Source organism: Shimia sp. MIT910701 (assembly GCF_047126315.1).
Classification (GTDB): Bacteria; Pseudomonadota; Alphaproteobacteria; order Rhodobacterales; family Rhodobacteraceae; genus Shimia.
Genome location: NZ_CP138953.1, coordinates 455,608 through 482,349 on the forward strand (window position 1 = coordinate 455,608; position 26,742 = coordinate 482,349).

The 26,742-nt window shown below is 58.3% G+C and carries 21 protein-coding genes and 1 tRNA gene; 12 read left to right on the forward strand and 10 right to left on the reverse strand.

Translation table 11 applies throughout. From position 1 onward, the window contains the following. On the reverse strand, nucleotides 1–5,439 hold the full coding sequence (locus SIB38_RS02175) for an alpha-2-macroglobulin family protein (RefSeq protein ID WP_412551245.1): 5,439 nt from the start codon (nucleotides 5,437–5,439) through the stop codon (nucleotides 1–3). 158 nt (nucleotides 5,440–5,597) lie between these two features. On the opposite strand from SIB38_RS02175, the gene SIB38_RS02180 reads away from it, so the two are divergent. Beyond that, nucleotides 5,598–7,778: a response regulator gene (locus SIB38_RS02180; RefSeq protein WP_412551246.1), complete on the forward strand. Its 2,181-nt coding sequence runs from the start codon at nucleotides 5,598–5,600 to the stop codon at nucleotides 7,776–7,778. Here the strand turns inward: SIB38_RS02180 and yaaA are convergent. The 3 genes from yaaA to SIB38_RS02195 all read right to left on the reverse strand — a co-directional run bounded on the left by yaaA (nucleotide 7,763) and on the right by SIB38_RS02195 (nucleotide 10,969). Next, nucleotides 7,763–8,536 (reverse strand): peroxide stress protein YaaA, encoded by a 774-nt coding sequence (yaaA, locus tag SIB38_RS02185; protein ID WP_294115639.1) that lies wholly within the window; start codon nucleotides 8,534–8,536, stop codon nucleotides 7,763–7,765. The two genes, SIB38_RS02180 and yaaA, sit on opposite strands and share 16 nt — an antisense overlap. 27 nt (nucleotides 8,537–8,563) lie before the next feature. Continuing rightward, entirely contained in the window at nucleotides 8,564–10,603 is a 2,040-nt protein-coding gene (recQ, locus tag SIB38_RS02190) for a DNA helicase RecQ (RefSeq protein WP_294115635.1), read from the reverse strand. Nucleotides 10,604–10,684: 81 nt separating this feature from the next. Beyond that, complete coding sequence (locus tag SIB38_RS02195; RefSeq protein WP_294115632.1) at nucleotides 10,685–10,969, reverse strand: YggT family protein; 285 nt, start codon at nucleotides 10,967–10,969, stop codon at nucleotides 10,685–10,687. Nucleotides 10,970–11,094: 125 nt separating this feature from the next. On the opposite strand from SIB38_RS02195, the gene SIB38_RS02200 reads away from it, so the two are divergent. The 8 genes from SIB38_RS02200 (at nucleotide 11,095) to SIB38_RS02235 (ending at nucleotide 18,630) form a co-directional block, all read left to right on the forward strand. After that, a complete protein-coding gene (locus SIB38_RS02200; protein WP_294115630.1) occupies nucleotides 11,095–11,631 on the forward strand; it encodes an acyl-CoA thioesterase in 537 nt (178 codons plus the stop codon). A gap of 56 nt (nucleotides 11,632–11,687) precedes the next feature. Further along, complete coding sequence (locus tag SIB38_RS02205; RefSeq protein WP_294115626.1) at nucleotides 11,688–13,040, forward strand: MFS transporter; 1,353 nt, start codon at nucleotides 11,688–11,690, stop codon at nucleotides 13,038–13,040. Beyond that, complete coding sequence (gene mepA, locus SIB38_RS02210) at nucleotides 13,022–13,939, forward strand: penicillin-insensitive murein endopeptidase (RefSeq protein ID WP_412551247.1); 918 nt, start codon at nucleotides 13,022–13,024, stop codon at nucleotides 13,937–13,939. Before SIB38_RS02205 ends, mepA begins: the two co-directional genes overlap by 19 nt. Next, on the forward strand, nucleotides 13,912–14,817 hold the full coding sequence (locus tag SIB38_RS02215; RefSeq protein WP_412551248.1) for an esterase-like activity of phytase family protein: 906 nt from the start codon (nucleotides 13,912–13,914) through the stop codon (nucleotides 14,815–14,817). Before mepA ends, SIB38_RS02215 begins: the two co-directional genes overlap by 28 nt. Before the next feature lie 96 nt (nucleotides 14,818–14,913). Further along, the gene (locus SIB38_RS02220; RefSeq protein ID WP_294115620.1) at nucleotides 14,914–15,549 is read left to right on the forward strand and encodes a queuosine precursor transporter; all 636 of its coding nucleotides are present in this window, start codon (nucleotides 14,914–14,916) and stop codon (nucleotides 15,547–15,549) included. A gap of 370 nt (nucleotides 15,550–15,919) precedes the next feature. Next, a complete protein-coding gene (arfB, locus tag SIB38_RS02225) occupies nucleotides 15,920–16,342 on the forward strand; it encodes an alternative ribosome rescue aminoacyl-tRNA hydrolase ArfB (protein ID WP_412551249.1) in 423 nt (140 codons plus the stop codon). Between the two features lie 66 nt (nucleotides 16,343–16,408). Continuing rightward, nucleotides 16,409–17,674 (forward strand): aminotransferase class III-fold pyridoxal phosphate-dependent enzyme, encoded by a 1,266-nt coding sequence (locus SIB38_RS02230; protein WP_294115617.1) that lies wholly within the window; start codon nucleotides 16,409–16,411, stop codon nucleotides 17,672–17,674. Then, nucleotides 17,671–18,630 carry a phosphotransferase enzyme family protein gene (locus SIB38_RS02235; RefSeq protein ID WP_412551250.1) on the forward strand — a complete coding sequence of 320 codons (960 nt, stop codon included), beginning with the start codon at nucleotides 17,671–17,673 and terminating at the stop codon, nucleotides 18,628–18,630. The genes SIB38_RS02230 and SIB38_RS02235 overlap by 4 nt, the downstream gene beginning before the upstream one ends. Here SIB38_RS02235 and SIB38_RS02240 read toward each other — a convergent pair. Continuing rightward, entirely contained in the window at nucleotides 18,627–19,073 is a 447-nt protein-coding gene (locus SIB38_RS02240; protein ID WP_294115615.1) for a winged helix-turn-helix transcriptional regulator, read from the reverse strand. The two genes, SIB38_RS02235 and SIB38_RS02240, sit on opposite strands and share 4 nt — an antisense overlap. A 137-nt stretch (nucleotides 19,074–19,210) precedes the next feature. Here SIB38_RS02240 and SIB38_RS02245 point away from each other — a divergent pair, with 137 nt between their 5' ends. Then, the gene (locus tag SIB38_RS02245) at nucleotides 19,211–20,119 is read left to right on the forward strand and encodes an alpha/beta hydrolase (protein WP_294115613.1); all 909 of its coding nucleotides are present in this window, start codon (nucleotides 19,211–19,213) and stop codon (nucleotides 20,117–20,119) included. Here SIB38_RS02245 and pncB read toward each other — a convergent pair. From pncB to SIB38_RS02265, 4 genes are all read right to left on the reverse strand, one after another. Further along, nucleotides 20,116–21,408 carry a nicotinate phosphoribosyltransferase gene (pncB, locus tag SIB38_RS02250; protein ID WP_294115612.1) on the reverse strand — a complete coding sequence of 431 codons (1,293 nt, stop codon included), beginning with the start codon at nucleotides 21,406–21,408 and terminating at the stop codon, nucleotides 20,116–20,118. The genes SIB38_RS02245 and pncB overlap by 4 nt on opposite strands. Nucleotides 21,409–21,483: 75 nt before the next feature. Then, entirely contained in the window at nucleotides 21,484–23,727 is a 2,244-nt protein-coding gene (locus tag SIB38_RS02255; protein WP_294115611.1) for a PAS domain-containing hybrid sensor histidine kinase/response regulator, read from the reverse strand. A 73-nt stretch (nucleotides 23,728–23,800) separates the two neighbouring features. Further along, on the reverse strand, nucleotides 23,801–24,397 hold the full coding sequence (pncA, locus tag SIB38_RS02260; protein ID WP_294115610.1) for a bifunctional nicotinamidase/pyrazinamidase: 597 nt from the start codon (nucleotides 24,395–24,397) through the stop codon (nucleotides 23,801–23,803). A 63-nt stretch (nucleotides 24,398–24,460) separates the two neighbouring features. Next, entirely contained in the window at nucleotides 24,461–25,324 is an 864-nt protein-coding gene (locus SIB38_RS02265) for an N-formylglutamate amidohydrolase (protein ID WP_412551251.1), read from the reverse strand. A 149-nt stretch (nucleotides 25,325–25,473) separates the two neighbouring features. Between SIB38_RS02265 and SIB38_RS02270 the strand changes: the two genes are divergently transcribed. Both SIB38_RS02270 and ykgO read left to right on the forward strand, forming a co-directional pair. Continuing rightward, nucleotides 25,474–25,548: transfer RNA gene (locus tag SIB38_RS02270), tRNA-Val, on the forward strand. Between the two features lie 76 nt (nucleotides 25,549–25,624). Next, the gene (gene ykgO / locus SIB38_RS02275; protein WP_054004448.1) at nucleotides 25,625–25,750 is read left to right on the forward strand and encodes a type B 50S ribosomal protein L36; all 126 of its coding nucleotides are present in this window, start codon (nucleotides 25,625–25,627) and stop codon (nucleotides 25,748–25,750) included. Nucleotides 25,751–25,828: 78 nt separating this feature from the next. Here the strand turns inward: ykgO and SIB38_RS02280 are convergent, their stop codons facing one another. Further along, on the reverse strand, nucleotides 25,829–26,620 hold the full coding sequence (locus SIB38_RS02280; protein ID WP_412551252.1) for a hypothetical protein: 792 nt from the start codon (nucleotides 26,618–26,620) through the stop codon (nucleotides 25,829–25,831). Nucleotides 26,621–26,742: the final 122 nt, after the last annotated feature.

The following is a 26,742-nucleotide window of genomic DNA, read 5'->3' on the forward strand; positions in this document are numbered from 1 at the left end:
TTACTCGGTCACGATCAGACGGGTCGCATCGGTGTTGGCACGGTATTGTGGACGATACATATCTTCCACTGACGCAGCCGGATGATGATACGCACCCGGCGACACCGCGCGTACAATGTAGGCCAATCTAAAGGGTTGATCTGATTGCCAATCCACAGCAGCCAGGAACCGATCGGAGCGGAACTCGCTGTGCTCGGCATAGGTGGGTTGCAGCCAGTCCAAAGCCCGCACATCGCCACTCGAGAGCAAGTTTGGATTGTCGATCTCAAACCCTGCTGGCAGCGGATCATTTACCATCAACCGCGCGCCAACTTTGCTGGACGGCGTAACGGTCAGCACGGTGACAAAACGGTCGCCCGTCGCCACCTGCGCGCCGGTGACCTCTACGCCTTCCATGGTGAAATACTGGCGCGACAGCTGGTACCCATAGCCGCCGCTCTGGATTTTGTACGTCGGCACACCAACGGTGGTGACCGTAACCGGTTGCGGCGCATCTCCTTCATTTTTCAATGCAAAATCAGAGGTCAAGGCGCTGTCCGGCACACGCTCCAACAACGGCCCATCCAAAGCCGCGCCGTTCAGACTCAGCGTATTGGACCCGGCGTCGTCAATCAGAGCATGTGCTGCCATAAGCGACCACACCGATTCCTGCGTAGAAAGATCACGCCCCGGCGCCGTCACCCGTGTCAGCAAGGCATTGCGATCCACCGCTTCACTGCCCGCCTCAACGGCCAGCGTCAATGCACCAGCGGCGTCACGCAGGTTGGTGCCGTAATCGACACGCCACAATGGGCTCTCGTTGCTCTGCGATTGTCCCTCAATCAGCCGCGCGGACTGTCGAAACATGAAGTCGGCACGGGTCTGATCGCCGTAAAAGCCTAGAGCTGCGCCAAGTTGTGCCGCGGCCAAAGGTGTGGCAAAGGCCTCCGCTTTTACATCAGCGTAGTAGCGCAAGTCGCCCATGTTCGCCGCGCCTTCACGGGCCAGAACCATCAGCGCATAGGCCAAGTCCTCGCCACCTTTGTCAAAGTCCGGCGCATAGTTCACGCGATTGCGCAGGTTATTCATGGCCTGCATAAAGGCCAACTCGGGCACCGCATGCCCCTTTGCCTTTGCACGAGACAGGAAATCGCTCACATAGGCATCCAACCAGAAATCACCCGACGCTGGCTGCCAGAGGCCAAAGGCCCCGTTGCTGGACTGACGGGTGAGCACCAGCTCGATGGCGTCGGCAATCCGGCTGTCCAATGTCTGGCTTGCCGCCAATCCGAGAGCATCGGCCACATCCTCGAAATACAAGAGCGGCAGAGTTTGGGACGCGACTTGCTCGGTGCAGCCGTACGGATAGCGATCCAATGCCCGCATCAAACCCGGCGCGTCAAACCGTGCCAACGCTCCGGACGACAAGACCGCCTCGGCTGTGCCTGGCCGCAAATCCGCAAACAGATCAGAGCCTAACGTGAGGCTTTCGCCTGCCGCCAACACCACCTGACGGGTTTCGCTTATGGCTGGGTCGTTGTCTCGAACCGGCAGCACAAGTTTCTTGGTGAGCAGTTTTCCGTCCGGCGTCGTCAGCGCGACGTCAATGCTGTGGTCGCCAACATCTTGCGCCACAAGTGGCACGGACAAACGGGCAGAGCCCAGGTCTTCCAATGTCAAACCGGACGGGACTGCATCCGTCGCCAGTGTCACACCGTCACTCGCCACCACATCCAAACCCATGCGCCCGGAGGGACCTTCGGCATGCACAAACTCCAACAAAAGACGGCTTTCGTCACCCGGAGCCAAGAACCGCGGCAAGCTGGCTGTCACCACAACTGGATCGCGCACAAGCACCTCTTGTTCAGCTTGCCCTACGCCGGTTGCGGACCAGGCCACGGCCATCAGTCGCACGGCGCCATTGAACTCCGGAATGTCGAACTGCACCTGTGCCGTGCCATCAGCGCCAACTTCGATGGGACCTTGGAAATAGGCCACAAGCTCTTCTGTCGGCGGCGGCGAGTCAAAACTGGACCCGGCATTGGCATCACCGCCAGACCGCAAAGCCCCCATGGAGCCGGTCATGCCATTGATCAGGCGTCCATAAATGTCGCGAATTTCCATCCCCAATCGACGTTGGCCAAAGTAATGCTCTGACGGATCGGGGCTCTCAAAGCTTGTCAAGTTGAGGATGCCCACATCCACAGCGGCCAAAGTCACAAAAGCTGTTTCGCCTTCGGCAACACCATCCACATTGAGCGACACATCCAGCGGTCCTCGCGGCGCAATTTGCGCCGGAGCAATGAGGTCAACCGACAGCTGCTTGGCGCCCGGATCTACCTTTGCGTAGCTGAGCCCCAATGCCCGCGCCGGGTTCTTGCCAGCTGGCACATCTGACGGCCGGATCACCGACGCAGTTACATATGCGCCTGCCCCCCATTCATCCGTGACGGTCAGCGGGATCAGATTTTCGCCTTCACTAACTTCCACGGCCTGCATCGAAATCAACCGGTTGGACATAACAGAGATAAGCGCCGTTCCTGCAAAACGCGGCACCAGACGCAGCTGGGCAGTATCGCCACTGCGGAACATGTCTTTGTCCAACGACAGTTCCAGCGTGTCCGGGGTTTCGCTCGCATCCACCGGCGCATACCACCCCGCGTAGAACTCAACGGCGCTAGACACAAAATCGCCGCCGGTCTGTTCCACCACAATTTCGTAGCGGCCCCAATCCACCTGTGTAGCAACTTCCACAACAGCGTCACCCAGCGTTGCAGATCCACTGGCCACAGCTGTGCGGCGCGTGGTTGGTTCCCACTCCCAGCTGCCGCCCAATTGGTACCACTGATAGCGCGTTTCCACACGGTTGACGGTCCATTGCACCGGCATCTGCGTGCGCGACAGGTCGGATGCCAAGGCCAACAATTCAAACCGAGCTGTTCCCCCTTCCGGCACTACATCTTCGTCAAATTGCGGCTTGATCCCGATCAGCGCGGTTTGCGCGGCCACCGGATGAGACAAACGGCGCTCCACTGGGCGGCCAGAGCCTTCAAGCACACGCATTGTGATGTCCGCCGACAGCGCGCGCCCTGCCGCATCTTGAGATGGAAGCGGCAGGAAGATATCCGCGCGGCCTTCGGCATCTGTCACATCGCCATAAAAATACTCGGTTTGACCATAGAACGGCTGGTCATATCGGCCAAAGCGATAGCCTTCATACCCTTCAATCTCGGACTGCGCCCGCAGAGTGAGCTGCCCTTCGACACTCAAGTCCGCCGCTGGCGCGCCAAACAAATACCGCGCTTCGAGTTCAAGCGGCGCGGGATCATCCTCGGTCAAAGGCCCACTTGGCGGCGTCATCTCAAAATCGATGCGTTCTGGCAGGAAATCCTCGACCAACACCTTGGCTGTGGCCAAAGCTGGGGCCTCCAGGTCGGACTTAAACTCCAACGTCCAGCGGCCACGTGGCACGGTTGCGCCAAGAGGCATGTCAAACACATGACCACCAGCCACACCTGCAGTGGACACCTCGCGGCTGTATTCCACGCCATCGGGACGGGTCAGAATGGCTGTCACTGGCAAAGACGGCAGGGCTTCGGCCACGGGCCCGCGAGCTAAAGCTGTCACATGGATGGTCTCGCCTGCGCGGTAGGCACCACGATCCGTTGCTACAAAGAGATCAATTGGCGGTGCGGCCGGGCGCCCCTCAACACCTCGGTCAGACAGATCAAAAGCAGGGTCCGTTAGGGACAGGAACGTAAAATCCTCTCCCGTTTCCACAAGTAACAACGCAGGCGCTTGCGCGCCCGTGCCCCGTGTCAAACCCGCATCAAACCGCGCGTAACCCTCTGCATCGCTGGAAACCGTTCCCAAAACGCGATTGGCCCGAGAAATCAGCGACACCTTGGCCTGATCCATGGCGGTCGCATCCGACAAGCGGCGTACAAAGGCGTGCAAGCCGTCGGTGCCGTTCAGGCTGGTTAGGCCAATGTCAGACAGCAAGAACCACTGTGTCGCGGACGTTTCGTCGTATTTGTCCGCCCCAGGAAGGTCAGCGGTCAACGCGTAGACGCCGGCCGGTTGGCCTGCGACCAATTCCGCCATCGGCAGGCGGGTTGTCACGGTCTGGTTCAGTGTATTTTGAACTTCTCCGGTCCCCGTCCAGATGGTTTCTGCCACATCGCGGGCAAAATCATCGACCTGCCAGTAGCTTAGAGGTTGCCCAAAATAGCTGTCCTGAATGGCGCGCAGAATGTTGCGGTTATTCACGCGCTGCAAGGTCAGGTCCACCTCATTCAGATTGACGGTCTCAATTGGCAGCCCCGCATCCTGGCTGCGCGGCAAAACATAGGCCCGCCCTCCAAAGGCCAAGCTTGGGCTGCGGTCGCGCACATACGCATTGAGCGTGATGTCCTTGATCAGCGTTTCGCCACTTTGTGCGGGCAGACCTGCGCGGAAAGTTACCTCAAGGCGCTGCCCATGTGTGAGGCCGTCAACACAAATACGGCGCTCTTCAACGCTTATAGCCATTTGTGAGGTTGGGAGCTTTACAAACGGCGCGTAATCCTGCCCGGCTTTGATCAGCGGTTCATTGAACTCCGCGCAAAACCGCGGCTCTTCAAAATCGCTATCCACAACATGCTCAGATACACGGAACCCGTATTTGCCGATCGCCGCGTCCAAACGTTGTGCAACATCGGTCCGAGGCTGGATCGACTCTGCAAGCCGTAAGCTGCGCAGAACTGCTTTACCGCGTTCTTGCTCTTCCAGTTGATCCGCCATCAAAATCAGAGCATTCACGCGCTCAGCCCGATCTTCAGCACGCAAGTAAGCATTGATACTGCCAAGGAAAGCGCGTTCGCGAAAGGTCCGGGTTTCTGAAGACTTGTCACTTTTTAAGTTAGCGTTCAGGCGCGCGTATTCGTGCCACAGGTCACTGCGGTCTGATTTTGCCAAGGCGCCACCCGTCCATCTCATAGCGCTCAGATTGTTGCCTTCAGCGCGGCGCTCTTGCGCAGCGTCAAGCATCGCCTGCACGGTCCAAGGACCGCCCGCATGATACCGTCCGATATTGGTGGCCAGATCCTTGGCGCGGTCAAAGTCCGACTTTCTCAAAAACGTCAAATCTTCCGCGCGCCCAGCAGCCAAGAAATGCGTTCCGCGGGGCGTTTCAAACACTTCCGCAGACAAGGCACCTTCATAGGGCTGACGGTCACTGATCGCTGATTTCGGGAAACAGGCGTTGGATTTTTGATTGAAGGTGAACGCCACACAATCCTGATTGGCCAAACAGGCCGTAATGCAGGCATCGTAGGTCGTATCAAACAGGTTTTGCAGGTCCGATCCGTAGAAATCAACGTCGCGACTCACGACGATGCGGCGATCAGGCACAAAAGCGTCTTCGGCATATGCCACACCAGAACAAACAGTCAAAATTGCAGCCACAAAAATGCGAAACATTAGGCTTCTCCATCAATCAATGACGCAATGGTGCCATGGGGGCCACGGACTTGGCAACGATAAGAGATTCAGCAAATGCAGCCTATCCGATTAAGCAGATATTCATGGACATTTGAGAGAACGACGGACAACGGATTGGACGATTTAGGGATCGGCGTATGTCGCTGGCGCAAAAACTTGCGGACGAAAGACGGGCACGTTTGGCAGCCGAACGCTTGCTGGAGCTGAAAAAGCGCGAGCTTTATGCAGCCAACCGCAAGCTGGGCAAACATGCTGCGCAATTGTCTAATGAAATCGTCGAAACACGCGCCGAATACCAGACCGTCGTCAAGGAAAACAAGAAAGTCCGCAACGAGCTGGAAACCGCCAAAGAGCGTGCGGACAAGGCGGAACAGCGGCTTTGGCATTCCATCGCCACGATTCGGGATGGTTTCGCTTTTTTTGATGCCAAAGGCAAAATGATCGCCGCCAACCCGGCGTATCTGGCCATTTTTGAAGGTGCCGACCACATCAAGCCCGGCATCAGCTATCAGGAAATCATGGAGTTTGCGGCCCATGAGGGGCTGTTTGTGTTGGAAGACACATCGCCCGATGACTGGTGCAACATGATGGAACAGCGCTGGCACGACGATGAACCGGAGCCGGTGATTGTGCGCCTGTGGAACGAGGAATTCCTGAAGCTGATCGACCAGCGTGATCAGGGCGAAGACCGTGCCAGCCTCGCGATGAACATTACTGAGTCCGTGCGCAAAGAAGCGGAACTTCAGCGTGCCCGTCAAGAAGCAGAGGCCGCCAGCCAGGCCAAATCCGCCTTCCTTGCAAATATGAGCCACGAATTGCGCACGCCAATGAACGGTGTGGTGGGTATGGCCAGCCTGTTGATGGACACCACGTTGAGCGAAGAACAACGTCTGTTTGCCTCCACCATCAAAAACTCAGGCGAGGCGCTGCTCTCCATCATCAACGACGTGCTCGACTACTCTAAGCTAGGCGCCGAAAACGTTGGTCTGCGGACCGAGCCGTTTGATCTGGAGCGTTGCATCCATGAAGTCATGACGCTGCACCAGGTTTCCGCGCGAGAAAAAGGCGTGGAACTGTTGGTGGATTACGACCTGTTCCTGCCCACGAAATTTGTCGGCGACATCGGGCGTATGCGACAGATCTTGACCCATCTTGTGGGCAATGGCGTGAAGTTCACCCATCACGGGCATGTACAGGTGCAGGTTGTTGGTGTGATCACCAATGATGGCTCTGAAGCGGTAATCCATGTGACCGTGCAAGACACGGGCATTGGCATCCCGGAAGAAAAACTCGACCACATCTTTGGCGAATTCAATCAGGTCGACACTAGCCAGAACCGTGAGTTCGAGGGCACAGGACTTGGGCTGGCGCTGACCAAACAACTCGTAGGTCTGATGTCCGGCGAAATCTGGGTGGATTCTGTTGTAGGAGAAGGCACCTCTTTTGGATTCCGTCTCTCTATGCCGATTGAGGAAGACTGCGAACAGCTGCCAATTCCGCTTCCTGACAGTGTCCAGCACATTTTGGTGGCCTCCGACGTGGAAGTGAACAGCGACCTGCTGCACAAACAGTTGGAACAGATGGGCGCGACAGTGACCATTTGCACAGATCAAACCCAGGTGCTGTTGCTGGCACCACATGTAGATTTGATTCTGGCGGACCACACCCCGACCGGCATCAACGCCCGCGAATTGAGCACCGAGCTGCAAAAAATGGAAGTCACCACGCCGATCCTGGCGCTGACCAGTGATTTGAAGGTCTTTGCCGGCATGGAAAAGGACTCGCTGGTGAAAGCGATTTTGCAGAAACCGGGCTCGCGCGCCGAGTTGAACCTCGGCATTGCCAAAGCCGCAAACGCCGGGGCCTCCCAGCGCAGCAAACCAACCAAACGGCGCATGCGTGTGTTGTCCGCTGAGGACAACAAGACGAACCGCCTGGTGTTGGAAAAACTGCTTAAGTCACTGAACATTGATCTTGAGTTTGCCCACGACGGCGTCGAAGCGGTGGAGAAGTTCAAGTCCTACGCGCCAGACCTGATCTTTATGGATATCTCCATGCCGCGTATGGATGGCACCGAGGCCACGCAGAAAATTCGCGAATTGGAAGAGGCCACCAAGGGCCATGTGCCGATTATCGCACTGACTGCCTTGGCCAATGACGGCGATGAGGAACACATCTTGTCACACGGTTTGGACAGGTACCTCACCAAACCATTGCGCAAGAAGGAAATCTTCAAGGTGATTGCCGAAGTCTATACCGGCGAGACTGTGGACCCGTTCCCCGAGCCTGAAGAGCTGCCGCTTCAAGCCTCCGGGTAATCGCGCAGAAACACCCAGCGGTCACCTTCTGACAGGTCCGGCTGGAACCGATAGCCGCCGTAGTCAAAATCCTTGAGCCCCTCCGCCTCTGTCAGGCGATTATGGATGACGTAACGCGCCATGCTACCCCGTGCCTTTTTGGCAAAGAAAGAGACGATCTTGGCCTCGCCGTTTCGCTCTTCCATGAACACCGGTGTGATGACGCGCAGCTTTAGCGCTTTCAAATCAACGGCGCCGAAGTATTCTTGGCTGGCACAGTTGACCAATGTGTCCGTGTTCAACTCTTCCGCCTGCGCGCGCAACGCTTTGGCAGGGGCCTGACGCCAATACTCATAAAGCGACTTGCCGCGACGCGTTTTCAGGCGGCTACCCATTTCCAGACGATAGGCCTGCATCGCATCTAATGGGCGCAGTATCCCGTAGAGACCCGACAATATCCGCAAGTGATCTTGTGCCCAGGTCATCTCGTCCGCTTCAAGGCTGGCCGCATCCAAGCCAACATAAGTGTCGCCCGCGAAGGCATGCACCGCAGGGCGGGTGAGGTCTGCTGATGGAGCGTCCTCAAAGGCCTTGAACCGATCGCGGTTGAGTTTCGCCAGGTCCGGGCTCAGGTCCATCAGTTTGCGCAGATCGGCAAGCGTCAGATTGCGTGCCGTCTTGGCCAAACGCACGGCATCTTCCTGAAACGCGGGCTCCGTCATTGGGCCCTCAACAGGATCCCAGTTCAGACGTTTGGCGGGCGAAATCACAACAAGCATTTGGCGGTCCTTCTGTTTGAAGTCTATCTAGTTGGCGTCGCGGAGGATTTCCAGAAAGGCATCCCCAAAACGTTCGGCACGGCGATCCCCAAGCAAGCGCTCCATCGCTTGCGCATCCCGCGGCTTGGTGCTGGCAACTTTGGCCAACATCCCTGCGGAACAACTCATCGGTTTGTCGATACCCTCTGGGCCACGCAGCAGATTGGATTGCGCTTCCAACAGTTGGTCGTAGAGGTCCGCATCCTGTCGGCCGGCGATTTTGCGGCGGCTTGGGTGCATTTGCTCCGCTTCCCCGTTGATAACCTCCAGAAAAGCATCGCCGTAGTTCGCCAGTTTCTTGGCGCCCACACCGTTCACACGCGCCATGTCGTCCAGATTACCTGGACGCACCTCGGCCATCTCTGCGAGCGTGCGGTCCGGGAAGATCACATAGGCGGGAACTTTCGCCGCTTCGGCCAAGGCGCGGCGTTTGGCTTTCAGTGCGGACATGAGCGGCGCGTTTTCTTCGCTGACCAGGGTTTTGGCCGCAGGACGGCGTGAGGTAGTGCGGATGGTATCACGGCGAAGCTTGACGGTTTCCTCATCCCGCAACACGGGCCGCGCCCGTTCGGTCATCATAAGCGCGCCATGGCGTTCCGGGTTGGGACGCACCAAATCGTGCCCCATCATCTGGCGGAACACAGCCTGCCATTGGCGTTTGTCATATTCCTTGCCAACGCCATAGGTCGGCAGCACATCATGCCCGCGCTCGCGCACTTTGTCGGTCTCATTGCCAAGCAGGATGTCGATCAAGTGACCGGTGCCAAACCATTCGCCGGTGCGTAGAATAGCCGAAAGCGCTTTGCGCACCGCCTCCGTGCCATCAAACACCTCAGGCGGCGTATCACAGAGGTCGCATTTCCCGCAGGTGACCTCAGTTTCTCCGAAGTATTGCAAGAGGTTCGCACGGCGGCATTCCAAAGCCTCGGCCAAACCAAGCAACGCGTTGAGGCGGGCATGATCCGCCGCGCGACGTTCAGGCGGCGCAAGACCTTCATCAATTTGAGAACGACGTAACCGAATGTCGTCAGGGCCGAATAAAGTGAGGGTTTCCGCCGGCGCGCCATCCCGCCCAGCGCGGCCAATCTCTTGGTAATAGGCCTCAATCGACTTGGGCAAATCCGCATGGGCAACCCAACGAATATCTGGCTTATCCACCCCCATGCCAAAGGCCACGGTAGCGACAACAATCAACCCGTCCTCGCGCTGGAACCGCACTTCGGTGTCACGACGTTCCTGCGGATCCATACCGCCGTGATAGTGCAAGGCCAAATGGCCCTCGTCTCGCAGCGCTTTGGCGAGGGTTTCCGTCTTGGCCCGGGTGCCGCAATAGACAATGCCGGACTGCCCTTTGCGGGCAGCGGCGAACTGCAGGATCTGCTTTCGGGGATTGTCCTTAGCGGCAAAGGCCAAGTGCAGGTTCGGACGATCAAAGCCGTGCAGAAAGGTCTCTGGCGCGACTCCACCAAACAAACGCTCAACAATCTCGTCGCGTGTCTCGGCATCTGCTGTGGCTGTGAAGGCAGCGATTGGTACGTCGAGCGCCCGTTGCAGCTCGCCAATACGCAGGTAGTCCGGCCGGAAATCATGCCCCCATTGGCTCACACAATGGGCTTCATCCACCGCAATCAGGCCCACGCCTATTTGGCGCAACATGCCCAGCGCGGCGCCGGACGCCAACCGTTCTGGCGCGATGTAAAGCAGCTTGAGGCGGCCTGCATCGATAGCGTCCCATACCTGTGCGGTTTCTTCTTCGGTATTGCCCGACGTCAACGCGCCGGCTTCGACCCCTGCCTCACGCAGGGCACGTACCTGGTCGCGCATCAACGCTATCAGCGGCGAGATCACAACGGTGACGCCGCCGCGGATGAGGGCAGGCAATTGATAACAAAGGGACTTGCCGCCGCCGGTTGGCATGATCGCCAACACATTGTCACCGCGCGTGACAGCTTCCACGATGTCTTCTTGTCCCGGGCGGAAGGCGTCAAAGCCAAAAACATCGCTCAGAACCGTGGTTGCGGCCTGCATTTTTCACCTTTTGTTGGGACAATCTGCGTTTCGCGCGACTGTCCCATAGGCAGGCGGGAGCCTCAAGCCCGAAGGCGCAGGTTATCCAAGAAGAACCGCTGGCAGAATGTAGTCTCGCAGGGAAATGATGATCACAAAGACCACCAAGGGCGCGAGATCCAGCGGGCGGGTGTCCGGCATCACACGTCGCACCGGCTCGTAGATTGGCTCCAGAAGACGGTTCAGGCCGGTCCAGATTTGCGACACCAGTGGCTGGCGCAGGTTCAGGACCTGGAAATTGATCAGCCAGCTCATGATGATATGTGCCAGCATGAAGAAGAAGGCGATATCCAAGATCAGCCGCAGCGGGCCGTAAATTGCCATCATGAGAGGCTCCTTTGCTCCGATTGGGGCACAGTTAAGCACCGTTGCGTCAAAGCACAAGCCTGCGCTGGAATCTCGGTTGACGATGTGTTGCGGAAGGCATTGAAGGGCAGGCAAAGGAGAGCCCCATGTATCCCATCATGCGCATGGTCAAAGAGCTGATCAAATTTCGCAACGCATCCTCGCTGCCGTTGACAGGCACCCATGTGTCCGAGCACCGCTGTTGGCCGTCTGACATTGACCTGTGGATGGAGTTAAACAACGGGCGCACGCTGACCTTGTTTGACTTGGGTCGTATCCCACTGGCGCAGCGCATTGGCCTGGTCAGTGTATTGCGTCGGGAAAAGTGGAACATGACCATGGCAGGCGCCACCGTGCGCTATCGCCGCCGCATCCGCACATTCGAGAAGATTGAGATGCGCAGCCGGGCGGTGTTCTGGGATGCGCGGTTTATCTATCTGGAGCAATCCATGTGGAAGCAAAACGGTGAATGCGCCAACCATGCGCTCTACCGGGCGGCGGTGACCGACAAGAACGGGATTGTGACGCCGGATCGGGTGATGGAAGCCATGGGTTTGGACGAGCAATCGCCAGCGGCCCCCGAGTGGGTGGCCAACTGGATTGCCGCAGAGACCACCAGACCGTGGCCCCCAATGCAGGATTAACTTGCTATGGTTGTGACATCCCGTCTAAGTGTATTTGAAAGTCCGGGGGGATGCGGATGTCACAAGTTTCAGCGCGCAAGCGCATTTGGGGTTGGTTCTTTTTTGACTGGGCAAGCCAGCCATATAACACCCTCCTCATCACCTTTATTTTTGCACCATACATCAAAGACTTGATGGGTGACGGCGCCGAGGCTCAAGCAGCCTGGGGATTTGGCGTTGCCGCAGCTGGCATTGTCATTGCCATCCTCGCGCCGGTGCTGGGTGCCATGGCGGACAATTCCGGGAACCGACTGCGCTGGATCTGGCTGTTCTCAGCGATGTATGTTGTCGGGTCCTTTGGCCTTTGGTTTGCCGCGCCAGACAGCTTTGATTTGCACACCACCCTCCTGCTTTTCGCCATTGGCATGATTGGTATGGAGTTCGCCACGATCTTTACCAATTCGATGCTGCCGGAACTGGGCACCAAAGAAGAGGTGGGGCGTATCTCCGGCAATGGCTGGGCGTTTGGTTATGTCGGTGGCTTGTTTGCACTTGTACTGATGCTGGCGCTGTTTGCCGAGGATGCGCAGAGCGGCAAGACCATGATCGGGTTGGACCCGGCCTTTGGTCTGGACGCAAGCCAGCGGGAAGGCACGCGCTTTGTTGGCCCGCTGACCGCGCTTTGGTATGCGGTGTTTATGATCCCGTTCTTTCTTTGGGTGCGTGATCCAAAGCCCACCAAACCTGTAAAGGGCGCAACGGCTGGTGCGTTGAAGGAAGTCTGGGGCACCATTCAAAACCTACCACAGACGCCTTCATTGTTTGCCTACCTCGGCAGCTCCATGTTCTACCGTGATGCGCTGAATGGGATGTATACCTTTGGCGGGATCTACGCGGCCGGCGTGTTGAATTGGTCAGTGGTGGATGTGGGCATCTTTGGCATTCTGGCAATCATCTCCGGCGCAATCTTTGCTTGGATCGGCGGGCGGGCTGACGAAAAACTTGGACCAAAACCGGTCATCACATTCTGCATCTTTGTGCTCTGTGGTGTGGCCATTGCGATTGTCTTTATCTCCCGCGAGAACGTCTTTGGCCTTGCCGTCGAAGAAACCTCCAAGTTGCCCGATGTGGCATTCTATATCTTGGGCGCGCTGATTGGCGCGGCCGGCGGTGTAATCCAATCCGCCAGCCGCTCGATGATGGTGCGTCAGGCACTGCCGGGCAAAACCGCGGAGTCCTTTGGGCTTTATGCCTTGGCCGGCAAAGCAACCTCCTTCATTGCGCCCTTCCTGATTGGTGTTGTCACGCTCTGGTCTGGCAGCCAGCAGATTGGCGTGACACCGCTGATCGCTCTTTTCCTCTTGGGCCTGATCCTGCTACGCTGGGTCAACCCAAAGGGAGACAGCGACACATGGTCTACCGCTTCTTAACTGTATTGGCCCTGATCGGGCTTGCCGCGTGTAAGAATGAAGCGCCGGAGCGCACCGTTGCCGTATCGACCCAGCAGCAGGTGCCCGTAAGCATGCAAGGCGTTCAGGCCAAACAGCTTTTTGGTGCCAAACCTGTCGCCTCCCAACAAAGCAGCGCGCCGTTCGGCGGGTATTCCAAAGGCTGCCTCGCCGGCGGTGATATGCTGCCGGAAACGGGCCCGACATGGCAGGCCATGCGCCTGTCGCGCAACCGGAACTGGGGGCATCCGGTCACGATAGACTATATCAAAGACCTCTCTGCCAAGGCCGCGCAGCAGCCAGGGTGGAATGGGCTTTATATTGGCGATATCAGCCAGCCTCGCGGGGGGCCAATGTTGACCGGCCACCGTTCCCATCAACTGGGATTGGACATTGATATATGGATGTTACCCGCAAACCGGCTCAACCTGACAGCAGCAGAACGTGAGAGCATTTCCTCGATTTCCATGCGCCGGGACAGGGGCGCTTATGTCAACAGCAGTTGGACGAAACAGCATCATGAGATCCTGAAAGCAGCCGCAAGTGATCCTCGTGTGGCGCGGATTTTTGTGTTTCCTGGCGCCAAAGTGCAGATGTGTGATGACGCCAAAGGTGATCGTGCGTGGCTGCGGAAAATCCGGCCTTGGTGGGGGCACCATTATCATTTCCATGTCCGCCTGAACTGCCCTGATGGCACAACTGGCTGTGTGAACCAGGACCCGCCTCCCAAGGGCGACGGCTGTGATGATGCAAGACAGTGGGTGCAGGATATATTGTTCCCGCCACCGCCAGACCCCAATGCGCCCAAACCAAAACCACGGCGTGAACTTCAAATGACGGACCTACCACAACAGTGCGTCGCAGTTTTGCAATCGCCGTAGCGGCGTGTGTGTTCGGCGCGGGTTTGTTGGCGGGACGTGGCCTGAGCGGCGACACGTCGAGCGATCTGGCGGAGCATGTTTCGACTTACACTTGGCGCCTGCATGACGGGTGGTTTGGCGGGTTTTCCGGCATCGAGCTGTCTGAAGACGGGCGCGAGATGGTGGCGATCTCCGACCGTGGGATGTTTGTGACGGGCACGTTGCAACGCGAGGGCGGTGCGGTTCTTGGCGTTCAAAACGTCAAGGCTTTTCGCGTGCTGGACACCAAAGGCAATTTCCCCAAAAAGGCGGGATTGCGCGACAGTGAAGGGTTGGTCTTGCAAACGAATGGCCAGCTTGTGGTGTCCTTTGAAGGTAAGCACAGGCTGAACCGTTTTGCGCAGCCGGGCGCCAAGGCGCAGGGCATGCCTTGGCGCAAAGAGCTCAACAGGATGAAGTTGAACGGCGGGTTTGAAGCCTTGGCGATCAACAATTGGGGCAAGATTTTTGCGATCCCCGAGCAGCCGCTTGGCGATGAGAGTGTGGCGCAGGTCTTCACGTTGAAGAAAGGCCAATGGGAAAAGGCCTTTACCTTGCCACGCGCGAAACAGTTTCAGCCTGTGGGCGCAGATTTTGGGCCGGATGGGCGGCTGTATGTACTGGAACGCGGGTTTAATGGCCTGGGATTTCGCGCGCGTGTCCGCAGTTTTACCGTGGAAGGCAACACGGTAAGTGATGAAAAACTGTTGCTGCGCAAAGGTATAGGCATTCACGACAACCTCGAGGGTTTGGCGGTTTGGCGCGACGAGGCCGGGCGCATTCGGCTCACAATGATCTCGGATGATAACTTCCGTTTGATCCAGCGCACTGAGATCGTGGACTATGTGATTCCGCAATAAAGCTTGATTTGCTGGGGTCTGCGCTGTAGGAGCGCTGCGTCCCGCGACGGTCGCGGGGCCAAGTCGCCGCTACCTTGTCAAAACGGGCTCAGACAAATGAAAACGACCTATCTTCCTGGCATCATTGCCATGGCTGCTATTGTTGTAGCCTCCAATATTCTTGTGCAATTCCTCTTTGGTCAGTGGCTGACCTGGGGGGCGTTCACCTATCCTCTCGCCTTTCTTGTGACCGACGTGATGAACCGCGTGTATGGCGCGCCCGCCGCGCGCAAAGTGGTTTTTGCCGGTTTCATTGTCGGTGTGATCTGCTCCTTCATTGGTACCAAGATCATGCTCGAAGGCGACGGCTTCACCTATCCTGCAGTGACTTTACGGATCGCGATTGGCTCCGGTTTGGCCTTCCTGACCGCGCAACTGCTTGATGTGGCGATCTTTGATCGTCTGCGAGCAGGTGCTTGGTGGCGGGCGCCGTTGGCGTCAACGCTGATCGGCTCCTCTGTGGATACCGCGATCTTCTTCACCGTTGCTTTCAGCGGCGCACTCTCCTTCATCGAACCAGGCAACGATGTGAGCTGGGCAGGTGAAATGCTGCCTCTGCTGGGCGCGGGTCCTGTGGTGCCACTGTGGGTGAGCCTGGGCTTTGCCGATTGGTGCGTAAAACTTACGCTTGCGCTGCTCGCTCTTGTGCCGTTCCGCATGATCGTGGGGTCTTTGACAGCGCGCACCACATGATTTTGTTTGACATATCTCCAACCTGTGGCAGGCTGGAGATACGCGAAATCATCTGAAAGGAGGTGCCCATTGTCTAGAGAAGCTATGGAGAACGAGGTCGGAACAGTTTGGGGAGAACGCAGCTGAGGCAGCCCTTGGCTGACGTAAAGTCCGAATTGGTGTGATCCTAACCGGCGCACCTCCAATCATCTCGAAGGGCTGTTTCCAACGCGGGAAGCAGCCCTTTTTGTTGCCCCTTTAACCTCTGAAAGTCGCTCAAATGCCACGTCGGTATTGCGTCGGTATTTTGACTGTATTGCGGAGGTGCGAATTTCCAGCGCATACAATCCGGTAAATCTTAATGAACAGGCCGCGCAACGCGGAGAGAGCCATGCTGCGGATCAGCGATGAGATCACGATTGAAGACTGGGAGCTGACCGAGCAGTTCATGCGCGCCAGCGGGCCTGGTGGTCAGAATGTGAACAAGGTTGCGAGCGCCGTGGAGCTCCGCTTTGAGGCGGCGCGCTCCCCTGCTCTGTCCGCACCTGTGAAAGCGCGGCTCAAGCGGCTGGCCGGACGGCGCTGGACCAAGGACGGGGCGATCATCATCCAATGTGATGAAACCCGCAGCCAAGCACGCAACCGCGACCTTGCGCGGGATCGTCTGGCGGAGTTGATCCGCAAATCTTTGGTGGCACCGAAACGGCGAATCAAGACCAAGCCGACCTACGGCAGCCAGCAGCGACGCCTCAAGGCCAAGAAAGAACGTGGCGAGGTGAAGGCCATGCGTGGGAAGGTTGGCCGCGACGATTGATTGGTGGTTGCAGCCTCATGAGTTCGGGCGCAGTAATGGCGCGGGAGCAAATAGAGGGAGCAAGCCATGTCGGACGCATTGGCGCGGCGCAAACGGCTGTTGGGGTCACATGTCACCACATTTTACAAAGAGCCAGTGCATCTCGCACGCGGTGAAGGTGTGTGGCTGTGGGACACAGACGGCCGCAAATATCTGGACTGTTACAACAACGTGCCGCACGTCGGGCATTGCCATCCACGCGTGGTGGAGGCGATTGCGACACAGGCGGCGACGCTGAACACCCACACGCGTTATGTGCACGATGGGATTTTGGATTACGGCGAGGCGCTGACCGCGAAGTTTGACCATGACCTGACCAGCATGGTGATGGTCTGTTCCGGGTCCGAGGCCAATGATGTGGCGCTGCGCATGGCGCAGGCGATGACCGGCAAGACCGGGGTGATTACGACCGACAATACCTATCACGGCAACACCTCAGCGGTGAGCCAGCTCAACAGCTCCAAGGTGCCGATTGGCGGCTTCAAGGATCATGTGAAACGGGTGCCAGCGCCGGACAATATGCAGCCGGTTGGTGGCACCCGAGAAGGGCAAAAGGCGGCCTTCACCGCGGCGGTGCAAGCGGCGATTGCCGAACTTGAAGCCTCCGAACACGGGCTATCGGCGCTGATCATCTGCCCGTATTTTGCCAATGAAGGTTTCCCGACATTGGAAGAGGGCTTCCTTGATGACGCCGTTGCCGCGGTGAAGGCCGCAGGGGGCATTGTGATTGCCGATGAGGTGCAGCCGGGGTTTGGCCGGATTGGCAGCCATTGGTGGGGACACCAGAAACTTAGCTTTGCGCCGGATATCGTGACGCTGGGCAAGCCAATGGCCAACGGGCATCCGGTGGCAGCGACGATCACGCGGCCGGAAATCCTGACCGCGTTTCAGGAAGGCTTCAAATACTTCAACACCTTTGGCGGCAACCCGGTGAGCGCGGCGGCGGCGCATGCGGTGCTGAACGTGATTGAAGACGAAGGGCTAGTAGCGAACGCGGCGGATGTGGGCGCCTATGCAGTGGCGCAGTTGAAAGAGCTGCAGGCACGCTATGACGTGATTGCCGACGTGCGCGGCTCCGGCCTGTTCTTTGGTGTGGAACTGTGGCGCGACGGGAAGCCGGCCACAGAAGTGTGCACGGCGATGATTGACGAGATGCGCGACCGTGGCGTGCTGCTGCACAGTGAGGGGCGCTATGACAACACGTTAAAAATCCGCCCGCCCTGTGCGTTTGATCGCGGCAATGCGGATCTGTTGGTGGAGACCATGAACGCGGCGTTTGAGGCGGTGCTATGAACAATCAAGAAGCCATTGTAGCTGCACAGGACGCACTGAAGGCCTGGGGTGTGGAGATGACACCCCGGTTGATCAAGAATCGTGAGAACATCGTTTTAGAAGCGGCGGGGCCGGATGGGCAGCGCGCGGCGTTGCGGCTGCATCGGCCGGGATATCAGAGCGATGATGCGATCCGCTCTGAGCTGTGGTGGTCTGAGGCGTTGGTCGCCGCCGGCATGGTGGTGCCGCAGCCAATCCGCACCTTGGCTGGCGACGTGCTGGCAACCGGCGGGGAGCGTGTAGCCTCGCTGGTGTCCTGGCTGGACGGGGAGCCGCTGGGCGAAGGTGGTGTGCCGCTGGGGATGGATGCGGCTGAGCAGGCCCGACTGCATGAGGCGCTGGGGGCGGAATTGGCGCGGTTGCATGTGGCCAGCGATTCGATGGAGCGGACTGACGCGTTTGAGCGAGAGGTTTTGGATCTGGATGCGTTGCTGGGCAACGCGCCGTCCTGGGGACGGTTCTGGGAGAATGCCAGCCTGTCTGAAGATGAGGTGGCGCTGTTGCTGGCCTGTCGTGAGAAATTGCGGTCGGAGATAGGTGCGCATGCCGAGGCGGGTGGTGATTTTGGCCTGATCCATGCGGATGCGTTGCGGGAGAATGTGCTTGTACAAGACGGCCAAACGCGGCTGATCGATTTTGACGACGGCGTGTTTGGCTTCCGAATGTATGAGCTGGGCGTGGCCATGTCCCAGAATTGGGATCAGGCCAATGAGGCAGCGTTGGGCGCGGCATTGCTGCGCGGCTATGCCTCGGTGCGCGCCTTACCGGACGATGCAGAGCAGTTGTTGCTGGCGTTTACCGTGATGCGGGCGATGGCGTCGTGTGGTTGGGTCATTGGACGCTATGCCGATGATCATCCGGCGGTGCGGGACTATGCCGAGCGGGCCATAGCCATGGCGCAGCGGTATCTGTCCTAATCCCGGTTCGCTTCCACCCAAATCGACTGTGAGGTGATTTCGGCGCCGGTGTTGGCGTCGATCACCTTTGGGTCCGTGGGAGTGCGCGTTGCGCGGTCGAGGAATCGGTAGGGCTCCGACTTCTCTGTCGGCAGATGTGTCTGCGCCCAAGCTGTCATGGCCTGCATGACCGGCACAAAATCTTTGGCGGCTTGGGTTGGGTGATACTCATAGCGGGTGGGGCGCTCCTGATAGGGTTTGCGTTCCAGAAGACCGTGGGATTCCAAGCGTTTGAGGCGATCAGACAACACGTGGCGCGTGATCTTTAGGCGTTTCTGAATGTCATCAAATCGGCGGATGCCAAAGAGCGTGTCGCGCAGGATGAGCAGCGTCCAGCGGTCGCCGAGCACCGACATGGTGCGGGCCACAGAGCAGCCTTCGTTGGGGAGATCAGTCCATTTCATGAGCCTGATGTAGCATCTCTGGCGGAATTTCCCAATAGGTTCCAAAACAGAACTTGACTCAGTTCTGATTTAGAACTTATAAACTACCATGTGAGTTCTATTTTGGAACCCAAGTGCATTTGGCACAGGAGAGAGTGATGACCGACAGCAGTGTTCCTTCCGTCGTACGGCGGCAGCGCAAGCTTCCGCAGATCAAAAAGCTGGCGATGTTGGCAGCGTTGCGGGGGCAAATGTGGGCGCTGTCGCGAAGTGCACCGGATCGCGCGGCGGTGCGGCTGGCGCATCTGTTCACCACGCCGCCGCGGCCAAAGGTGCGGGCATGGGAGCGCGCGGCCATGGCGCAGGCGCGCTATACGCGACGACGGTTTGGCGCACTGGGGTTTCTGTCAGTCTACCGCTGGGTGCCAGAAGGCGCAGGACCACATCCGAAAGTGCTTTTGCTGCATGGGTTTGGCGGGCGAGTCAGCCAGCTGAGCGGCTTGGCCGAGCCGCTGGTTGCGGCGGGCTATGAGGTTGTGGGGTTTGATGCGCCGGGGCATGGCAAGTCCCCTGTGCGCAATGCTGGCTTGCCGGATTTTGTCGATGCACTGGAGATGTTTGCCGCGCAAGAGGGGGCGTTTGATGCGGTGATCGGCCACTCCATGGGGGGTGCGGCGGTGGCAACGGCTTTGCGGCTGGGCATGGCCGCCAAGCGCGCCATTCTGATTGCGCCGCCGGTGTATCCGGGCACCTATCTGGCGCAGGCGGGGCGGATGCTCGGGGCCACGGACAAGGTCACCGGGCGGGCGCAAGCGTTGATCGAGGCGCGGTACGGGCGGGCGTTTGATGAGTTTCGAACGCCGCTTAATGCGTCGGTGTTGGATCAGCGCGCCCTGATCCTGCATGACCGCGACGACAAGCAGGTGCCGTTGGCAGAAGGTCATCAGGTGGCCGCGGCCTGGAAAGGCGCACAGTTTGAGGTCACCGAGGGCCTGGGTCACACGCGGATATTGCGGGACCCAAGCACGATGGCTTTGGCGCAGACTTTCCTGATGCAGACCGCTTAGACGATCACTTCCATTTCGTCCTGCTGCCCCACGCCAAACACGCGTTTGTAGCGCTCAATTTCGCTGGCGGGACCCATGGCCTTGTTGGGGTTGTCTGACAGTTTCACCGTCGGTTTGCCGTTGGCCTTGATGGCTTTGCAGACCATGGAGAACGGCGCGAGGCCATCATCTGGCGTCAAACCGCGGAAATCATTGGTCAGCAAGGTGCCCCAGCCAAAAGACACACGTACGCGACCGGCAAACTGCGTGTGCAGCTCGGCGATTTTATCGGTGTCCAAGCCATCAGAGAAGATCACCAATTTCTTGGTCGGGTCTTCGCCGCGTTCTTTCCACCAACGGATGGCGGTTTCGGCACCCTTGGCGGGATCGCCGCTGTCGATGCGAATACCAGTCCAACCCGCCAGCCAATCCGGGGCGCGCTGCAGGAAACCTTCGGTACCGTAGGTGTCTGGCAGAATGATGCGCAGGTTGCCTTCGTGCTCCTCATGCCAATCGGCGAGAACTTTGTACGGCGCTTGGCGCAGCTCGTCATCGGTATCCGCCAAGGCCGAGAACACCATGGGCAATTCGTGGGCGTTGGTGCCAATGGCCTCCAGATCGCGTTTCATCGCAATCAAGCAGTTGGAGGTGCCAACAAACTTGTCGCCCAGCCCTTCGACCATCGCCTGTACACACCAATCCTGCCACAGGTAGGAATGACGGCGGCGGGTGCCAAAATCGGCGATCCGCAGGTCCGGCAGGGTACGCAGATGGTCGATTTTCTCCCAGAGCTTGGTCATGGCGCGGGCGTAGAGCACTTGCAGCTCAAACTTGCGCATGTCGTGCAGCACCGCGCGACCGCGCAGCTCCATCAGCACGGCCAAGGCCGGGATTTCCCACAACATGACCTCATGCCATTTGCCCTCAAAGGTCAGCTCATATTGGCCGTCGCGCTTTTCCAGATGGTAGTCCGGCAGGCGCATGTTTTCGAACCATTCCATGAAGTCCGGGCGGAACATCTGGCGTTTACCGTAGAAGGTATTGCCGCGCAGGAAGGTGCTTTCGCCACGGCTCAGGGACAGCGACTGAATGTGGTCAAGTTGTTCGCGCAATTCACCTTCGTCGATCAGTTCCGCCAAGCGAATGCTGGAGGAGCGGTTGATCAAGCTAAAGGTGACATGGGCGTCGGGGCGATTGCGGAAAATCGACTGACACATCAGCAACTTATAGAAGTCGTTGTCGATGAGGGAGCGCACAATGGGATCAATTTTCCATTTGTGGTTCCAGACACGGGTGGCGATATCGACCATATTCTCTGGTCCTCACAGTCTCGTTTCGCCGTTGATACCCAGAAAACCAAGGGTCTGGAAGCCCTTATGGGTGAGTCAGCGCGACTGAACCACGCGGGTGCGGCTTTCCAGCCCCTGTGCGATGGCCTTCAGAAGGTCGCCGCGGCGCACTGGTTTGGGCAAGAAGCCGTTCATGCCAGCCTCCAGACAGGCCTGTCGGTCACTGCGATAGGCGTTGGCGGTGAGAGCGATGATATGCGGCTGCATCGGGATGTGTCTGCGAATGAAACGCGTGGCGTCGAGCCCGTCCATCTCCGGCATAGACATGTCCATCAGCACCACGTCGGGCTTGTGTTCCTTGACTTTGTCCACCGCCTCTTTGCCATTTACGGCAGTGATTAGGGTGAGCGGCAGGTCTTTGAGCAGTTTTTGCACAAGGAAGCGATTGGTGCGGTTGTCCTCCGCCAGAAGCACGGTTTTGTCGGTGAAGACTGCCGGGTCAGGCAGGACATCCAGATCCGCAATCCGCTTGGCGGGTAGGTTGACCTCAGGGAAGTCTACGGTGATTACAAAGCAGCTGCCAACATTCACTGCACTGGTGGCGACGACGTCCCCGCCCATCATCCGGGCCAACTGACGTGAGATCGCGAGACCCAGCCCCGTGCCACCAAAGCGACGGGTGGTGGCGGCATCCGCTTGAGCAAACTGATCAAACACGTGTTCGATGCGATCCGGAGCAATGCCGATACCAGTGTCAGTAACGGATATCTCCAAACCATGGTCCGGGCCTTCTTTCACGGTGCCGACATGCACCGTCACGCTACCTGTCTCAGTGAACTTGATGGCGTTGCCGATGATGTTCACCAGGATTTGGCGCAGGCGGCCATCGTCGCCCCACACAGTGCGCGGCAGGTTGGCTGCGCATTCCACGTTGAGCGGGATACCCTTGGCCGCCGCCTGGGGGCGCATCAGGTTCATAACCTCATCCAGGCAGGGCTGCAGCTCAAAGGCCACCGAACTGATCTTCAGGTGGCCGTCTTGCAGTTTGGAGAAGTCGAGAATGTCGTTGATGATGGTCAGCAGCGCCTCAGAGGAATGGCGGATGGTCTGCACATAAAGCGCGTCCTCAGGGCTGAGCTTGGCGTCACTCAAGAGATCGGACATACCGATGATGCCGTTCATCGGTGTGCGGATCTCGTGGCTCATCGTGGCCAGGAAGGCGGTTTTGGCACGTTCCCCCTGTTCGGCGGCACGTTTGGCTTCGGCCAGTTCAGCCTCGCGTTGCTTTTTAAGGGTGATGTCGCGGTCCACGGAGATCACCATCTCCAACTTACCGTTGTCATCAAAAACCGGCGAGAGGTTGGTCTCCACCCAGAATGGAGCGCCGATCTTGGTGTAATTCACGTTCTCGCCATGCGCGGCCACGCCTTCGTTGATCGCAGCGGTAAAGCGCTCCAATATTGTCGGATCAGACCGCGGGCCATGAAGATAGTCGGAGGGATGCTTGCCCACCACCTCGGACAGTTTGTAACCGGTTTTGCGGGTGAAGGCTGGATTGACCCAGAGCGTGTTGGCCTCCGCGTCCAGCATGATGATGCTGTCGACAGCGTTTTCAGCAATAGACGACAAGAACCGGCCTTCGCGCTGACGCGCCACCAGAGAAGCATTCGCCTTGGCCAGCTCTAAGCCCTGTTCGATCTGGCGGCGCTGTTGGCGCAGGTCCCTTAGGCGGCCGGTGGTGACGTAGCTGACAAAGGGCAGCATGGTGTAAGCGACCATGAGTGTGGCAGCGACATTGTAGAAAAACTGCTCGCGTTGATGCTCCAGCACATAGAAATCAGCGGCAAACAGGAGCGTGACGGTGACGCCATAGACCGCGAGACGGGCGAGCGCCGCGGTGCGATGATAGGCCAGCGCCATAATCGCGTTCACTGCCCCTGCCCCCATATAGGCCAAGCACAGAAGCAAGGCGACTTCGTGGGGAATAGCAAGCCATAGGATGGCAACAAATACGGATAGGCCAAAAGACTGAGCGACAGCCGTCAGCGTGGTTTTTCGCAGGAGGTCCTGAACCGGCACGCCCCGATGCAACTGATTTTGCACACTGCGCAGCACGTAGCTGTCGATTAGATCCCCCAACACCGCCACGAACAGCGCTAGAAAACCGGTTTGTAGGGAGACCGAGAAGGTCAGGATCATCGCGCCAAAAAGCGTTAGGGCCTGGCGACTGAAGAAATAACGCAAGCGGCCACGGGCATAGCGCACCAGCAACCCCGCCGGCGTGTTGCGCCGGTCAAAAGCCTCCAAGGCCCGGTTAAGCTCGTGAATTTCCGCAGCCATTTCCCAATCTTCTCAGACAACTAACAATGGGTAAATGCCCGATGATTGGTTAACAAACCTAGAATATTTCCCCTCAAATGCGAGAAATTCCTGCTGCGTTCATGGCATTTTGTGCAGCCGCCAAGGACCCATCCAGGTCAATTGCGCGACAGAGGTCTTCACGGACGGTCACTTTGAAGCCCAAACGGGCGGCATCCAGTGCGGAAAACTGCACGCAGAAGTCGGTTGCGAGGCCGACCATGGTGATCTCTGTGACGCCCAAAGATTTCAGGTAACCTTCTAGCCCGGTTGGGGTTTTTTGGTCGTTCTCAAAAAACGCAGAATAGCTGTCGATGGCCGGGTTGGTGCCTTTGCGGATAATGACATTGGCGCGGATCACGTTGAGATCAGCATGCAGGCCCGAGCCAGCACTGCCTTGCACGCAGTGATCCGGCCAAAGCACCTGTGGGCCATAAGGCATGTCGATCAGCTCATAGGGGGCTTTGCCGTCGTGGCTGCTGGCAAATGAAGAGTGTCCCGCCGGATGCCAGTCTTGGGTCAGGACAACGGTATCGAAGTCGTCCATCAGGGCGTTGATGCCGGGGACAATTTGGTCGCCTTCGGGCACCGCCAAGGCACCGCCGGGGCAGAAGTCGTTTTGCACATCAATCACAATCAAAGCACTGGCCATACTGGTCTCCTCGTCTTTGCGAGAAGCCTTACCAAGCTGGTGGGTCAGGTCAACGGTTTGAGCTTATTCTGCGGCGAGGCTGTTGGCACCTGGCTGACCCAAGCGGGCGATTTGGGCAACCACCTCGGTCAAACGGGTGCGGAAGATGTCAAAATCACTGTGCGGCTGGATGGTGGCTTCGTCCATATAGAGCGAGCGGTCGATCTCGATTTGGATGGCGTGCTGGGCTTTGAGGGGCCGACCATAGTGTTGCGTCACATAGGCACCGGCAAAGGGCGTGTTTCGGGACACCACAAAGCCGGCCTTCAGGAAGGCGGCTTCGATCTGGTCCACCAGTTCCACATCAGCGGCCGCGCCAAAGCGGTCGCCCAGCACAATCTCAGGCCTCTGTACGCCACGGCGCGTGGCGGTTTCCACCGCCTCGCGTGGCATGGAATGGCAGTCGATCAGAATCGCTTCACCGAATCTGTGTCGGGCGTTGTCCAGAAGCCCTTTGAGGGCACTGTGGTAAGGGCGCCAGTAGGTGTCGATTCGCGCGTCAGCTTCGGTGCGGGTCATCTTGCCGTGATAAATCGCGCGGCCATTGGCCACCACACGGGGGATCACACCAAGGCCTGAGGCCACGCGAGGATTGTGGCCCACCTTGCGCACACCTTGGATAAGCGCCGGGTCGAGTTCCTCGGCGGCGCGGTTCAGGTCCAATAATGCGCGCGGCGCGCGGGCGACCAGAAACGGCGCGCCATACTTTGGGGCGTCGGCAAAGAGTTGGTCCACATAAGCGTCTTCAGAGGAGCGAATCGTGTGGGCATTGAGCAAAGAGCGGCGGATGAACCATTCCGGGTAGTCACAGCCGCTGTGCGGAGAGGCAAAAACCACGGAAGTTTGCACGGTTTGAGGCTCAAAAATGCGGTAAGCGGTGGTTTGCATCATCTCTCCTGTTCCCTCAAACTATAGCCGCAAAAATTACTGCGCCAAAAGCCCTTGATCCCCCCTGCGACTCCTTTTATAGAGACCGCCACCGGCGCGGGTTTTCCGCGCCCCCTTTTGTTAGGGGGTATTGAACATACGTCGGTAAAGGGCGATTAGCTCAGCGGTAGAGCACTTCGTTGACATCGAAGGGGTCACTGGTTCGATCCCAGTATCGCCCACCATGAATTCATCGCCTCTCATTTGAGAGGTCCCGTAACCCCAGGCGCACCGCAGCGCCGCGAAATGAGGAGAAGGCCCATGAAGGTCAAGAACTCGCTCCGCTCGCTCAAGAACCGGCACCGCGATTGCCGGATCGTGCGCCGCAAGGGCCGCGTTTACGTGATCAACAAGACCCAGCGTCGCTTCAAAGCACGCCAGGGCTAAGTCTCAGGACTTACATCACAGCGAAGAAGAAGCCGCCTTTTGGGCGGCTTTTTTGTTGGCTTTATTCAAATGCGGAGCTCACTTGAAGGTATAGGCGTAGGCAATGAAGGGACCAGTTGAGTAGAAATCCGCGCCAAAGGCTCCGTCCGTGCGGGTGGTTTCAAAGTTGATGTCATAGTGCCGCCAACCAAACACCACCGACGAGCGTTCGTTGAATTGTTTGGAGATCGCCAAGTTGGCGCTCCAGGCAAGGTCGTTGCCGTTGGCGCCAAAGCCGCTGGCATCCACCGCCACTGCGCCCGTCCAGCTGTCCGCGATCTCCCACGCATAGCGCGCACCGACCACAGGCTCCCACCAGCGCTCTGTGCCGCCTGCGTTCAACAGCCCGCCAGAGCCGACAACGCTTTGTGTCAGGCGGTTGTAGCGCGCGCCGCCTTGAACATCGAAGGCATAGGGGCGCCCATTGCCCATTTCGCCACTGATGGCGCGATAGCCAAACAAAAGTCCAAGCCAGCTTTGGGTGGAATCCACCTCAGCAGATCGGCCGGCCCCGGGACCAGCGGAGATATTGGCCGTCTCGCTTAGTCCGATGTAGTGGCCCTCGGCAATCAGGCCTAAACGCCCGTGCCAGGCCTCCAGACGGCCAGTGGTTGTGAAATCCAGATGCTCCAGCGCGTCTCTTAAGTTCATGTCCAGCGCGGCCGTATTGCCCGCAACGGTGACATCGCCATTTGTCCTGGCAGCTGCAAACAGGCCAAGCGTGCCGCGAATGCGCCAATCATCTGAATCCGAAAGGGTTATTGGGTTGGCCCAAAGCGGGCTGCTGCCCCAAATGAGCAAAGTCGATAGTGCCGAGAAAAGTCGAAACATCTAGAGCCTCCGGTCCTGTGAGTCCCGTCGCCTGATCCAGTCTGCGCCCGATTCTATGGTTTTCCCAAGCAAAAAATGAAAACGCCCCGCTGAAAAAACCAGCGGGGCGCTTAACTTTAGGT